This is a genomic window from Rheinheimera lutimaris (assembly GCF_013283795.1).
In the GTDB taxonomy this organism is placed as follows: Bacteria; Pseudomonadota; Gammaproteobacteria; order Enterobacterales; family Alteromonadaceae; genus Alishewanella; species Alishewanella lutimaris.
On the sequence record NZ_JABSOD010000005.1, the window covers coordinates 224,332 to 238,026 of the forward strand.

Consider the following 13,695-nt stretch of genomic DNA (forward strand, 5'->3'; position numbering starts at 1 on the left):
TTCAGTTACATCGCAGGAATACTGGCAGCATCTGTGGGATCAGAACCACCTGAATACTCATCAATATTACTGTAGCCATCGCCATCACTGTCTATAAAAGCATCGTTATAATCATTGTCAGATAAATTGAAGTATTCCTCATACCAGGCAGGCAAGCCATCAGCATCTGTATCATCAATAGCGCCTTTTATAAGCTCAAACGTACTTAGGGGAAAAGCAGAGTTTCTTACATGCCGGTTATGAAATCTCACCGTCACGTTAACTTGTTCAAAATCTGTCGGATTATCCGGCGTCTTTATCAGATATAACTTGCGGTTGCGGTTACTGCAATTATCCGATAATAGCGACTCTCCAACCCGGATACCATCAACTGTTTTGTAGCCAATAACCTGAAGCGTACAAGTAACCACGGTAGCTGTGTAACTACTTGTGAGTTTAAACCCCACCAGTGCCGGGTAGGCTTCATCGCGGCGGAACATAAAAGATTGGGTCGCATAGCTGCTTGGCCCCATAGAGCTATTCTTAGACTGATAATCCGATAAAAAGGCAGGCGGAGTAGGCTCCACCGGCTCTTCAGGTTCCTCCGGCTCAATGACCTCACCGGTATCTACCGTATCTGAAAAGCGGAACCGGCTGCTGAAGCTATAATTTTTTGTCACATTAGCCGGCAGCTCACTATCAAAGTACTGCAGCGCAACTTCCACTCTTAACCCGCTACTGGCATCAACAGACGGCGATAAAATACGGGTATCATTTCCCTGACCTTGGCAGCTTACCCTTTGCAACAGCCCGCCGCCAGGATGATAAACTCTCATGCTGCATATAACAAACGGACTATCTGACCAAAATGTAGCACTGGCAATAGTGAGGTTAGCAAACCCCGGTTGCGGGGCAATATTAAACTCTCTGACTACCGTAGTAGCCTTATTGTACAGGGTATAACTATGTGTATTAACAATATCGACAATCTCTTCAGCTTTTACTGCCAAAGCAGATAAAAAAGAAGTAACTAATATTAAGTATCTGATAAAAAGCATAAAACCTCCTATTTAAAGAAACAGGAGGTTAACCAAAACAGAAACAAATGACAATTAAATAAATATTAAAATTTAATTATCTGATTTGAAGTACAGTTTGTTGTAAGGTGCTGTTAACTTCTAATGCCCGTGAGTTGGCCTGGAAGTTACGCTGCGCGCTGATTAAATCCACCAGCTCTGTCGTCAGGTTAACGTTAGACTGCTCCAATGCCGAGGCATTAATAGCACCAAAGGTATTGGTATTGGCCTGGCCACCGATAGGCTCACCGGAAGTAATGGTTTGCTTCCATGAGGTATTACCTACCTGCTTTAAGCCCTGCACATTGGCAAAACGCACCAATGCTACCTGGGCTAAATAAGCTGAATCACCGTTGCTGTAACTGGCTAATACGCGACCAAAAGCATCAATATCCACCCCGGTTAAGCTACCGACTGTAGTACCATCCTGGCTTAAGCTGGTAGGGGCAAAGTCGCCCGCTACCTGGGTAGGCCTGCTGGTACCGGCCGCATCACGAAAGTTGACTACCACATCTGCCTGGAACTGCGCACCGTTTTTCAGATAACCATTTAACGGGTTGTTTAATACAGCAAAAGGCATAACCAATGTCGGAGCAACCCCAACCAAGTTACCACTGGAGTCGAACTCTAAATTATCCCCCTGAAACGGCGCTGCAGTTACATTATCCCATACCACAAAGGTTTCCCATTCGGAGTTGGCCGGTGGCGTAGTAGTTGTACGGCGAAAATACATAGTGGCGGTATGAGACTCGCCCAAGCTGTCGTACACCGTTATAGAAGTAGAATCATTGTAGGTTGCATCATCAGTCGCATCAAAAGGTAACGCATCTGTGGGTACATTTCGCGAGTCCAGATTCATATTGATATAAATATTGTTGGTTGCCCGCGGTGCGCCGGCGGTAGTGGGTATGGTAATCGGTGCAGCAGTGCTTAAGCTAACAGACTGGTTGTCACCATCCAACGGGTCGACGGCAAAGCCCTGCAAAAAATTGCCGTTATTATCAACAATAAAATTATCTTTATTTAGTTTAAAGGCGCCGGCACGGGTATAGGTTAAATCCCGCGATTGAATATCCGGCGTTAAAGCAAAAAAGCCTTCGCCGGTTATCGCCATATCAAGCGAGTTATTGGTAAATTGTAACGAGCCCTGACTAAACTGTTGCGCCACTACAGAGGTAGTTACACCGTCGCCCACTTTAGTGCGGCCGGAGGCGAAAATGGATGTGGCATACACATCGGCAAATTCTGCCCGTGACTCTTTAAAGCCGGTAGTATTAACGTTAGCGATATTATTCGCCGTCGTATCCAAATCTTTTTGTGCTGCGGCAATGCCGCTTAATGCGATATTAAAACTCATAATTCACCTCAGCTCACTGTTAACCGTAAGAAACTTCTAACACATCACCTAATTTCACGGCGCCAAGGCCAATCAGGTTTAACATAATTCCGCCACCGGTACCGTTCATGCTAACGCTGCCTACCGGGGTATAGACATTCACCGGTAAACTGGCATTGGTACCATCGCTATAACTAACATCAACTTTAATTTTGTAGACACCGGCTTTAACCCTGTCGATAACCTCTTCATCATCGCCATCAGCCGGGATCTCATCACCCTCAGCTGAGCTGCCACCAGATGACGCGCCGGAGCCGGTATGAGTACCATCCCAGATAAATTCGTTTTTACCCACTTTCGGATTATCAACGCTAAAACTCTGGATCAGTTCGCCTTTTTCATTTTCGATACTGATTTTCATCCGCGTGGCCGGTTTATCCAGTTCGATATTGCCGCGCGCCAGGGTTTCACCGGTAAACACAATTTCGTCTGATTGTGTCAAGACACTGCGTCCAACCAAAGACGAAGCTTGTAGCGCCTGGTTTGACGACATGCTCTCGGCGAAGCCTTTAAAGCTCTCGTTCAAAGATCCAATACCGTCAGCCATAGTAAAGTTGGTCATCTGAGCAATCATCTGATCGTTTTCTACCGGCTTGGTTGGATCCTGAAACGCCAGTTGCTGCGTTAGCAAAGCAAAGAAATCTGACTGCGTTAAAGCACCGTTATTTTTATCCGGTGTTTTATCTTTGTTATCCCAATACATGCCATCCAGGGCAGTATTGTTATTTACATTAGTGGTCATGATCGTGCCCTTAGTTTGCCTGGCCTAAGCGCAAGGTGCGCATGACCATTTGCTTGGCCGCTTCGGCGGTTTGCACATTGGTTTCATAAGATTGCGATGCCGACATCATGTTCGCCATCTCTTCCATAATGTTGATATTGGGCTTGTAGATATAGCCGTTTTCATCCGCCAGCGGATGATTGGGCGCATATTCCACATTTAACGGCGCATCGGATTCAACAATACCTAACACCTTAACACCAACGCTGGCATCACCCTGTTGCCGCTTAGCCTCTGACAACTCGGCAGCGAATACCGGGTGACGGCCACGATAGGTTTGGTCCACACTGCTGCTGACACTGTTAGCGTTGGCAATGTTACTGGCGGTGGTATTCATCCGTACCGACTGGGCTGTCATGCCGCTGCCACTGATATCAAAAATATTGAATGCACTCATGATTATTGTCCTCCGCCGGTAATGGCTTTTTTCAGGCCACTGATACGGGAATTAAGAAAGCTCATACTGGTTTGGTATTCCAGACTGTTTTGCATCACGGCGTTACGCTCGCGATGAATGTCTACGCTGTTGCCATCACCGGTGTCGGGTTGATCCGGGTTGCGAAATTGGGTTTCGTGCCGTGCGGCGGTAGAGATATGAAAGTGCTTTTCATGGGTTCGCGCCATAGCGCCGGATTGACGTGCTTTGGCATTATTCAGCGCTTGCTGAAAATCCACGTCTTTGGCTTTATAGCCGGGCGTGTCTGCATTGGCGATATTTTCTGCTAATACCTGAGCCCGCCGATCACGAACCAGCATGGCTTCAGGGTGCATACCAAATGCTTTTTCAAAACTGATTGCCATTTTTTTGCCACCTCTGAATTACCGATGGCAAAACAAATGCAAAACTCAGGCCAAATATTTTAAGAAGGGAGCATGCTAGGTCTTTTTACGGTAAATAATACCCGGATTACAGCGGATCATCTCAAAATCGCTGTTAACGCTAGATAAGGACTCGGACGCACCGAGAAATAAATAGCCTTTCGGGTTCAGTGATTGGGCGAACTGGCGGATAATTTTTGCTTTTACATCAGCAGAGAAGTAAATAAGCACATTGCGGCAAAAAATAATGTCGAATTTACCCAACAGAGTGTAACTATCCAACAGGTTAAGATGACGAAAGCTGACGTTTTTGCGCACCGGGTCTTTTACCCGCATCATGCCTTTGCCACTGTCTTCAAAAAACTTACTGCGCCGCTCCGGCGATAAACCGCGTGATAGCGCAAGGCCGTCGTATTCACCGCGCTGGCAGTGTTCGAGCATGGTATTGGAAATATCGGTGCCGAGGATATTAACCCCCAGACTAAAGGCGCCGGGCCGGGCTTGCTGATATTCCATTGCCGTCATAGCAATAGAATACGGCTCCTGGCCGCTGGAGCTGGCAGCTGACCAAATTTTGACGGTGCGGCAAGTTTTTTCCAGCTCCGGCAAAATTTGTTTTTTTAGCAGCTCATACGGATAGGTATCACGAAACCATAATGTTTCATTGGTCGTCATGGCATCAATAACAGCAGACCGTAGCTGACGTTCAAACGGGCTTAACGTCTTACTGACCAACTCAGACAGTGACGCCACAGAAAAACGTTGCATCAAAGGACCAAGCCGGCTTTTTACCAGATACTGCTTGTTTTCACCCAACACAATACCGCACTGTTGCTCCAGAAAATCGCGGAACAACACATATTCTTTATCTTGCAGGTCTTTATTTGGCACCGGTTATCCTTAACGATTAATCAGCATGCAGCCACTTTTCTACAGAACCGGCTAACTCGTCCGGATTAAATTTAGCGATAAAATCATCTGCGCCAACTTTTTGTACCATTTGCTGATTAAATACACCGCTGAGCGAAGTATGCAAAATGACATGCAATTTCTTTAATTTCGGCTCCAGCTTAATCTCGGCTGTCAGGGTATAGCCGTCCATTTCCGGCATTTCTATATCAGAAATCAGTAAACCGATTTTTTCCGTTACCGACTCCTTGCACTCTTTTGCCACTTGCTGCAAATACTCCAGCGCTTCGCGGCCATTATTTACCAGGTGCATCTTTACACCTAACACCTCAAGCGCTCGTTTTACCTGGTTACGAGCTACAGCAGAGTCATCTGCTATCAAAATAAGCCTTTCTCCAAGGTCAGCACTAATACTTTGCGTGTCTAACTCTTTGGTAAGAGCGGTAGGTGACGGCGAAATTTCTTCCAGAATTTTTTCCACGTCAAGAATTTCAACCAGCTCTTTGTCTATCTCGGTTACCGCAGTAAGGTAGCTCTGCTTGCCACTGGTGCCCTTGGGCGGCGGCATAATAGCTTCCCAGTTAATATTAATAATGCGTTCGACCGAATTAACCAAAAAGCCCTGAACCGAACGGTTATACTCTGCAATCACAATAAAACTGTCTTTGGTATTTTCAATGGCCTTGCCGCCGGTGGCCAGGCTTAAATCAATAACTGAAATAGTCTGGCCACGAATATGGGCAATACCGCGCACAAACTTATTTTGCCTCGGAATAGCCGTTAACGGCGGGCACTGTAACACTTCGCGCACCTTAAACACATTGATACCGTAGCGCTGACGGCCTGCCAGCTTAAACAGCAACAACTCAAGCCGGTTTTGCCCGACTAACCGGGTGCGCTGGTTTACCGAGTCCAGAATACTCGCCATCGGCAACTCCTCTATATACATTCAGGATCGATTCTTGCTTAGTGTCACAACACAAAGCGGTTATCTAGCTATAGCGTCAACTTTTTGCGCTATGTTATAACCCCTGGCCAATAAAGCATAGCCGAAACCTTATGAAAAAGTACGAAAATTTATTTAAACAGACACTTACCGTTACTGTTGCCGCATTATGCTTTAGCAATACAGTGCGCGCCGCCGACCCGCAAAGTTATACTCCGGGTCAATTGACTGAGCTTGCCGCAACCTGGCTGGAACAACAGGTAGAGGAACGCCTGGGGGAGCTGCAGATAAACATAACACCATTGGATAACCGTATCGGTGACAAGCACTGCAGTAACCCGCTACAACTGAGTTTGTCGCAAGATATCACTCAGCGGCAAAATACCATCCAACTGCGTTGCAATACAGAACAAAGTTGGCTGCTGTATGTTCCGGTAAGAATAGACGAAATTGTCCGTACCGTGGTGATGACGCAAAATATTACTACCGGTACACTGATCAGTGCCGATATGTTGACAACAGACAGCCGTGAACGACGCTTTGTCCGCGGCAGCCTGGTTAGCGACGAAAGCCTGATTATTGGTGCAAAAAGCAAAAAATCGCTGTCTTTAGGTCAAATTATCACCTTGCAGGATCTTTGCCTTGTCTGTAAGGGAGATGTTGTTACAATATCAGTAAGCGACAACGGACTGCAGGTAGCGGCAACCGGCATAGCACAAAATGATGGCAGCCTTGGTGATACCATCAGCGTGTTAAATCGTCAGTCGAAGCGGGCAATAATTGCCGAGGTAACTGCCGTAAACCGTGTCAGCGTTAAATTTTGATTATTTTACTAAAGTTTTGCTGTTTAACGCCGTTAACCTGAACATAAGGAACTGTATTAAGGTGATGAGGTCCGAACATGGCTATTAATATCAACAACTTGCAAAATACGCCGCAAGTTAAAACTGACAAAGTTGAACAAAATGTTCAGCGTCAGCAGGCGACTGTGCAGCAAAATGCCAGCCAGGCTGCTAACCAGAAACAAGATTCTGTGTCTATTACCCCGCAAGCGCAGCAGTTTTCTAAACTGACTGAAAAAGCCGGTAACAGCAGTGGCATTGACCAGGAAAAGGTCGATAAAATTAAGCAGGCAATTGCTGAAGGTAAGTACAAAATTAATGTTGAGCAACTGGCGCGCCGTATTGTGCAGTTTGAAAGCGAAATATTCAGCAAAAAATGACCGACACTGCCAGTGCCATCATCACCCTGTTAAACCAGCAACAGCAGCATCTGGATGAGCTGCTGTTGTTGTTACGGCAAGAACTTGCCGCCCTGTCCGCCCGTGACATCGCCACGCTGGAACAATTAACCCACGCTAAAGCTGACACGCTGAACCAACTGCAACAAACCGACAGGCGGTTGGCTGCAGCACCGGAGTTAGAACAGCACAAACAGCAGGATTGGTTTAAAGAAAAAGTCGCCGCACTGGATGTTTTGTTAGACGAGTGCAAACGCCAAAACGATATTAACCAGCAAACATTAGAGCAAAGTCAACTGACGCTGGCGCGGTTTAAAACAGAATTATTATCCAGCAGAGGCAAAGCAGGCTTAACCTATACCAGCAAAGGCAAACCTGCAGTAGAGAATAAAGGTAAGGGTATTAAAGCCTGAGCAGCAAAGCTGGAACAGCCCGCTGCATCAGCCGCTCCCGCCTTACTTAGCCCCCCAGCTTAATTCCCTTTTTAATACGTTTTTTAATAATAGTACCGCACACTTTTAATGGTTTGTCTTGGTTTGGTGTTTTGATACACCTGATACACCTGCTCAAAATCCAACTCCAGCTCCGTAATATAGACATCATCCACCGCATAGGTTTTAACGACCTTAGCTCCGGTGATCACGCCCTGTACAGATGCTGACAGTTTTTCGTCCTGCAACACCATATTTTGCAATTTATTGCCGGCGTCAATTTTTTGGCCATGCACAATCTCAGTCAGCTCACGGTAGGCGTCTAACTTAGAGGCTTTCATCGCTGCCAGCATTTTGTGTTCGGCATTTGCCCCGTGTTGCGCACTGATAGGTGCATACCCTACCGCACGTATCAGCGGAAAGGCTTCCGGCCTGACATCGGCATACTCCACATGGCGGTTATATAAGGGTGAACAGCCGCCAAGCAGCACAACGCCAACGATACCGGCACTTAGTAACAGCTTCATAATATTTCCCCTGATGGTACCTTGAGTTAAACCAGTGCTCTTTATGGTTCTCTTTAGTTCTCTTTAACTAAAAGCAAAATCCGCGCCAGCATTCAGGCATGTATTTTGCTTATTTAATTATCAAGATTAAAACGCTGGCTATGGCTAAGGAAGTTATGAAAAATCATGTTATGTTCAGTGTACTTGCCTGGACGCTTTTCAGTACCGGCCTGAGTGCTGATTGGTATGAAGCCACCGGCCAGGCCATTGTTGAGCAAGGCAATACCGAAGCCGCCAGACAAGCCGCTATTGATGATGCGGTAAAACGCGCCGCATTGTTTGCCGGCGCCAGCCTCAGCAGCACGCAGCAAATGCTTAACGGCGTGTTGCAGACAGAGCAGCTTGGCGTAGTTAGTAACGGCGAAATTAAGCAGTTGCAACTGCTGTCAGAAAGCCGCAGCGGCAATGTCATCAGCGTTAGCATACGGGTAGATATAGAACCCCAGTTGTCCGGCTGCGTTGGCAACACTTACCGCAAACCCTTATTGCTGGGCGAGGTGCAACTGCGCGCCAGGCAAGATGCTATTTATGGCCGGCTATTCGAATTAGGTATCGACGCCACAACGCAACTGGAGCGCCATTTACGTGACTACAGCCCAACCGCACTGGTAACCCGCTTTAGCCACAGCATAACGCCACAGCAACTGGTATACCCGGATACTGACCGTTTATTTAACGACGGCCACCGTTATGTGCTCAGTGCCGCTATCAACGATTTATCGCTCGGCCAAACCACCAGCCGCTTCTGGCAGCAAGATCAGAAAGAGCGCTTCTTCGCGATAGAAATCACACTGTATGACTTATTCGAGCAAAGTACAGTGCATCAGCAGGAGTACCGTACCAGTGCCTCCTGGCCTTATAAAAGCAACAATACTCCGCTTAGCCACAGTCAGGCATTCTGGCAAATGCCCTATGGCCAAAAAATCGACCAGGTACTGCAAGCCGTGGCTGAAGATGTACAGCAACAGCTGCAATGCGAACCGCTACTCAGCACGGTAGTTCAGGTAAAAAACAACCAGATCACACTGGCACTGGGCGAAATGCATGGTTTACAGCAAGGTGACGAACTGCAGCTGTTTCAGTTGCAACGCAACCCCGGCAGTCCGCAGATAAAACGCCTGTTACAAAGCCCGGTTAAGTTGCAGGTAACAAACCTGAACGATCGTAACGCGCAGGCCGTCAGTACAGAGCAACAACTATTGCAACATATTCAACCGGGTGATGTGGTAAGTGTACGGAAAAGCAGCGGTTATTAACAGCTCAGGTTCCCAACGCCGGCGCTCTCTGCTACACTTTCGCGCCGTTGCCCCATAGTTAAATGGATATAACGGCCCCCTCCTAAGGGGCAGTTGCAGGTTCGATTCCTGCTGGGGCAGCCAAAAGACAGTACATCCCCGTCATATATGGTCTGATTCTCTTGAAAACCACGTGTACCTTTAATTGTTTCCGCCGCTTTCTCAAACAACTTTTCCATGCAAAGCTTGTTGTGCATAGCAGCGTTTGCGTGCTCCCGGCAGAAAAGTTTCTGCCGGACTTACCTGTACAGCGTCTTAAACTACCTTAGAGTACTGTTGCCCTCCCGGCGCTAAATATGCATCAAAACAAGCACAGATGCTGCGAACCCATAGCCGGCCTGCGTGGGTAACTTTAATACGCTCAGCGTATATCTCAACCAGACCGTCCTCCATAAACGGCTGCAAGCGTGCTAAGGCATCGGCGAAATATTGCCAAAAACCATTCACCCGCCATTTATGACTAAAAGCTTCGATGTTCAACTCAAAGTGACAGATAAGCTGGCTGATTAACGCGGCGCGCAGTTTATCGTCGGCATTTAAACTAAAGCCGCGCTCTACAGGCAAATCGCCGGCACTAATCGCCGTATAGTAGGCTGGCAAGTCTTTACTGTTTTGCCACAGTACCCCGCTTACCTGGCTGATGCCGGAAACGCCCAGGGCAATTAGCGCATCCTGGCCGGCGCTGGTATAGCCCTGAAAATTACGCTGCAGCTTACCGGCCTGTTGCGCTTTGGCTAGTGCATCGTCCGGCCTTGCAAAGTGATCCATACCAATAAACTGATAGCCTGCGCCGACAAAGCGGTTTATCGCCAGCTGCATCAGCTCAAGCTTTAACGGCGCATCCGGCAGGCTGGCATCGCTTATTTTACGCTGAGCAGCAAAGCGCTGCGGCAGATGCGCATAGCTAAATAACGAGATACGATCCGGGTTTAAACGGATAATTTCCTCTATTGTTTCGCTAAAGCTGACTGCTTGCTGATACGGCAGGCCGTAAATCAGGTCAAGATTAATTGAGCTAAAGCCGAGCGTTCGGCTAAGCTGCACCTGATGGCGGATAAGGTCGGTATCCTGCACGCGGTTAATGGCAATCTGCACTTTTTCGTCCAAATCCTGCACGCCAAAGCTGACCCGGTTAAACCCCAACGTGCGTAAATGCCGCAGCTTAGCGTCACTGCAACTGCGAGGGTCTATTTCAATACTGATTTCAGCATCCGGGTTAATGCTAAAGTACTTGTGCAACAATGCCATTAAGCGGCTTAGCTGCAGTTCGGTTAAAAATGTCGGCGTGCCGCCGCCCAAATGCAGTTGGTTAATACGCTTAGTGTCCAGCAACGGCGCATAAAACGCCATCTCCTGAGCTAACGCATCCAGATAAGTATCAGCTTTATGCTGATGTCGGGTCACTACTTTATTGCAGCCGCAGTAGTAGCACAGCTTATGGCAGAACGGGATATGCAGGTACAGGCTTAGCTCGTTTAAGCTTTGGCTGATGGCAGTTTGGATCTGTGTTTGCTCAAAATCGGTGCTTAGTGCCAGCGCGGTGGGGTAAGAAGTATAACGCGGGCCGTTAATATTGTACTTGCCAATTAACTGTGGGTCCCACTGCAGCTTGTTTATATCCGGCGCCATCTGTACCTCTGTTATTACACTTAGCTAAGGTTGCAAAGCGCTAGTATAGAGCCGGTTTAGCGTGTTAACTTTGATCTGCCGCAGCTTAACGAAGGAGTATCTGCACACCACACCTTTGCAGCAAAACGTTTTAGTGGCAACGGGCGGAATAGCTTAGCTAAGCTGATTATTTCAGCCTTATTCCACCTGTTTACAGCGGAAACTCTGCCTGCTGATGCTGACACTGGCCGGTGCAGTCAGTTTAACCTGATATAACAGATCATAGTCTTGCTCTGTCAGCGCAGCCATGGCGATACCGCTTAACTGCTTCACTAACTCAGGCACCGTATTGCTGTGCCCGACCACTAATACCGGCAAGGTTTGCGCCTTTAACTGCGATAGCAAAACCTCTGGCTGACGTGGATCGTACTGCGTTATATCAAGCTGCTGCTGTTGAGCCACTGCAGCGGCAGTTTGCTGTGTGCGCTGATAGGGTGTGGCATAAACTGCGGCCAATTTAACGCCCGCCAGGCTGGTCGCCAGGGCTTCGGCACGCGCCTGACCACAGGCAGTAAGCGCCGGATCTTTGTCTGCAATGTGTTTTTCAGCATGGCGTACTAAATACACTGTGTCAGCCAAAGCCGGCGCTACACAAAGGGCCGGAAAAATACCAGGCAGGCAAGCCAATTTGGCTACTATGGCTACCGGTTTTATCAATCGTCGTAGTTTCATCTCAATCCAATTTTTGAGTTTGCCAGCGGCTATACAGCGTTATCTTGGCTCTGGTTACCGCATACACTACAGCCGGGATCTTTAGCCAGGTTAAACCGGCGCCATTGGCTGGTTAACCCATCAAACAGCTGTAACTTACCATACAGCGGTGTACCGACACCGGCGAGAATTTTTACTGCCTCAAGCGCCTGCATAGTACCGATGATACCCACTACCGGGCTTAAAATACCGGCTTCCATGCAGCTTAACTGCTGATCGCCAAACAGTTGGCTTAAACAGTAATAGCAGGCGCCGTCGCCTTGCATACTAAAGCTGGCAACCTGGCCTTCAAAACGAATAGCGGCGCCGGAGACCAGCGGCACTTTGGCTTTAACACAGGCGGCGTTAATGGCATTGCGGGTAGTGAGGTTGTCGCTGCAGTCAAGTACCACTGAAAACTGCGGCACCAGCTGCGCTAAGTCATCAGCAGTTAAGCGCTGTTGCAAAGCATTTATATCAATTTCAGAATTTAACTGACGCAAGCCAGCTGCCGCTTGCCCGGCTTTACTCTGGCCGATATCAGCTTCACGGTACAGTATTTGTCGCTGTAAATTGCTGCTGTCGANTTCACGGTACAGTATTTGTCGCTGTAAATTGCTGCTGTCGATAGTGTCATTGTCTACCAGTGTTATGCTACCAACACCACTGCCCACTAAATATGGCGCGGCGGCGCAGCCTAAACCGCCCATACCAACCAGTAATACCTTGCTGGCCAGTAACGCCTCCTGGCCGCAAAAATCCAACGCCGGCAACATGAGCTGCCGGCTATAGCGCATGGCTTGTTGAGCGGTAAGTTCGGCATGCTTAACGGGTGTAGTCATAAGATTTATCCTGCGCTGTCTGTTCAGGTCTGTGCCTGGCTGATACCGGAGAGCAAAGCCGCGCATTTCAAGCCTGTTTTAGCAGGGTTCAATTTATCATAGCTACACATAACGCCATATAAATCAGAGGTAATAAATTTGCGTAACTCTTACCATTTGAGCACTGGCAGTGCATTACCACTGCCAGTGTCAAATTCTGCTGTACGCTGTGTTATAGTTTACTTCGGTTACTTTTCCACTAAGAAAGGAAGGTACTTTATGCATCAGCTGAGCAGATGACACATCTTGCAATAACGGACTTTGCAAAAAAGGGTTAGACTGAAACAACCCGCGCTTTTTTAGCTGTTCAGGTAGTGATTTAACGTAATCAGATCCGGACCTTATTGTTTCCTCCCGTAGGGCTGCCTTTTCAACATCGTCAGACTTGACTGTACCCGTACTTTCATTCGGATTATGTACAGCCCAGGTTGTTCCGGAGTTTATTTTTGCCTCTATAAATCTGCTTCTTGCCAAACTGAACGCAGCAAAACGTACATCGTCTAAACTGCTGTTATTATCCAACGCATGCTGATAGGCATCTGCCAATGTAGCTTTATCGGTGCCACTAAGAAACGCATACACTGAACCGCTGCCCGCATTTACATCCCCGCGCGGCAGCTCTTTGATGTTAATCTCTTTAACAACATCTTCTACTACTCTTTTTATTTGCTCTGGTGTGTATTCATACCCTGACTGCCCGGCAATTTCATTTACCGACTCAGTAACTAATTCAACGCGTTTATCTACACTAATGTAAACAGGGGAAGGGTTTTGTTTAGCTGAACTAAGTGACTGTTGATACAAATAATTCAGATTCTGTCCTTGTTGGCTCAGGCCAATTTCAGCGGCCTTAGCGTCATTTTTACTGTTATTAACCGGCGCCCCGGCTGCATTATCCGGAGCATTTGGTTTAGGCGTTTCAAAACTCAACTTTCTGTTGCTAACTAACATTCCGCCCCCGAATGAATCCTGTTAATTTTCAACTCCAAACTATTCCGGCCGGCATTGCAGCGGCTTA

Annotated in this window: 16 protein-coding genes and 1 tRNA gene; 5 read left to right on the top strand and 12 right to left on the bottom strand. The window is 47.6% G+C overall.

Annotation, left to right across the window (positions count from 1 at the left end; translation table 11 throughout):
* Nucleotides 1–5 precede the first annotated feature (5 nt).
* The 7 genes from HRH59_RS07090 to HRH59_RS07120 form a co-directional block, all read right to left on the bottom strand.
* Nucleotides 6–1,037, bottom strand: coding sequence for a thrombospondin type 3 repeat-containing protein (locus HRH59_RS07090; protein WP_173500572.1), 1,032 nt, complete (start codon nt 1,035–1,037; stop codon nt 6–8).
* 76 nt (nt 1,038–1,113) lie between these two features.
* Complete coding sequence (gene flgE, locus HRH59_RS07095; RefSeq protein ID WP_173500573.1) at nt 1,114–2,412, bottom strand: flagellar hook protein FlgE; 1,299 nt, start codon at nt 2,410–2,412, stop codon at nt 1,114–1,116.
* 19 nt (nt 2,413–2,431) lie between these two features.
* Complete coding sequence (locus HRH59_RS07100; RefSeq protein ID WP_173500574.1) at nt 2,432–3,193, bottom strand: flagellar hook assembly protein FlgD; 762 nt, start codon at nt 3,191–3,193, stop codon at nt 2,432–2,434.
* 10 nt (nt 3,194–3,203) lie between these two features.
* Entirely contained in the window at nt 3,204–3,629 is a 426-nt protein-coding gene (flgC, locus tag HRH59_RS07105; protein ID WP_173500575.1) for a flagellar basal body rod protein FlgC, read from the bottom strand.
* Nucleotides 3,630–3,631: 2 nt separating this feature from the next.
* Nucleotides 3,632–4,033, bottom strand: coding sequence for a flagellar basal body rod protein FlgB (flgB, locus tag HRH59_RS07110; RefSeq protein ID WP_173500576.1), 402 nt, complete (start codon nt 4,031–4,033; stop codon nt 3,632–3,634).
* Nucleotides 4,034–4,108: 75 nt separating this feature from the next.
* Nucleotides 4,109–4,942, bottom strand: a complete 834-nt coding sequence (locus tag HRH59_RS07115) for a CheR family methyltransferase (protein ID WP_173500577.1) — start codon at nt 4,940–4,942, stop codon at nt 4,109–4,111.
* Between the two features lie 16 nt (nt 4,943–4,958).
* Entirely contained in the window at nt 4,959–5,888 is a 930-nt protein-coding gene (locus HRH59_RS07120) for a chemotaxis protein CheV (RefSeq protein WP_173500578.1), read from the bottom strand.
* A 131-nt stretch (nt 5,889–6,019) separates the two neighbouring features.
* On the opposite strand from HRH59_RS07120, the gene flgA reads away from it, so the two are divergent.
* From flgA to flgN, 3 genes are all read left to right on the top strand, one after another.
* Nucleotides 6,020–6,730: a flagellar basal body P-ring formation chaperone FlgA gene (gene flgA / locus HRH59_RS07125; RefSeq protein ID WP_173500579.1), complete on the top strand. Its 711-nt coding sequence runs from the start codon at nt 6,020–6,022 to the stop codon at nt 6,728–6,730.
* A 77-nt stretch (nt 6,731–6,807) separates the two neighbouring features.
* Nucleotides 6,808–7,128 (top strand): flagellar biosynthesis anti-sigma factor FlgM, encoded by a 321-nt coding sequence (flgM, locus tag HRH59_RS07130; protein WP_173500580.1) that lies wholly within the window; start codon nt 6,808–6,810, stop codon nt 7,126–7,128.
* A complete protein-coding gene (flgN, locus tag HRH59_RS07135; RefSeq protein WP_173500581.1) occupies nt 7,125–7,559 on the top strand; it encodes a flagellar export chaperone FlgN in 435 nt (144 codons plus the stop codon). The genes flgM and flgN overlap by 4 nt, the downstream gene beginning before the upstream one ends.
* Nucleotides 7,560–7,642: 83 nt before the next feature.
* On the opposite strand, the gene HRH59_RS07140 is transcribed toward flgN, so the two are convergent.
* Complete coding sequence (locus HRH59_RS07140; protein ID WP_173500582.1) at nt 7,643–8,104, bottom strand: LPP20 family lipoprotein; 462 nt, start codon at nt 8,102–8,104, stop codon at nt 7,643–7,645.
* A 155-nt stretch (nt 8,105–8,259) separates the two neighbouring features.
* On the opposite strand from HRH59_RS07140, the gene HRH59_RS07145 reads away from it, so the two are divergent.
* Together HRH59_RS07145 and HRH59_RS07150 are read left to right on the top strand one after the other, a co-directional pair.
* Entirely contained in the window at nt 8,260–9,399 is a 1,140-nt protein-coding gene (locus HRH59_RS07145) for a flagellar assembly protein T N-terminal domain-containing protein (protein WP_173500583.1), read from the top strand.
* A gap of 48 nt (nt 9,400–9,447) precedes the next feature.
* Nucleotides 9,448–9,522 (top strand) — tRNA-Arg (locus HRH59_RS07150).
* A gap of 171 nt (nt 9,523–9,693) precedes the next feature.
* On the opposite strand, the gene hemN is transcribed toward HRH59_RS07150, so the two are convergent.
* The 4 genes from hemN to HRH59_RS07170 form a co-directional block, all read right to left on the bottom strand.
* On the bottom strand, nt 9,694–11,067 hold the full coding sequence (hemN, locus tag HRH59_RS07155) for an oxygen-independent coproporphyrinogen III oxidase (RefSeq protein WP_178089490.1): 1,374 nt from the start codon (nt 11,065–11,067) through the stop codon (nt 9,694–9,696).
* 177 nt (nt 11,068–11,244) lie between these two features.
* Nucleotides 11,245–11,778 carry a histidine phosphatase family protein gene (locus HRH59_RS07160; protein ID WP_173500584.1) on the bottom strand — a complete coding sequence of 178 codons (534 nt, stop codon included), beginning with the start codon at nt 11,776–11,778 and terminating at the stop codon, nt 11,245–11,247.
* 29 nt (nt 11,779–11,807) lie between these two features.
* Nucleotides 11,808–12,704, bottom strand: a complete 897-nt coding sequence (locus HRH59_RS07165; RefSeq protein ID WP_456239046.1) for a HesA/MoeB/ThiF family protein — start codon at nt 12,702–12,704, stop codon at nt 11,808–11,810.
* 123 nt (nt 12,705–12,827) lie between these two features.
* Nucleotides 12,828–13,628 carry a hypothetical protein gene (locus tag HRH59_RS07170; RefSeq protein WP_173500586.1) on the bottom strand — a complete coding sequence of 267 codons (801 nt, stop codon included), beginning with the start codon at nt 13,626–13,628 and terminating at the stop codon, nt 12,828–12,830.
* Nucleotides 13,629–13,695: the final 67 nt, after the last annotated feature.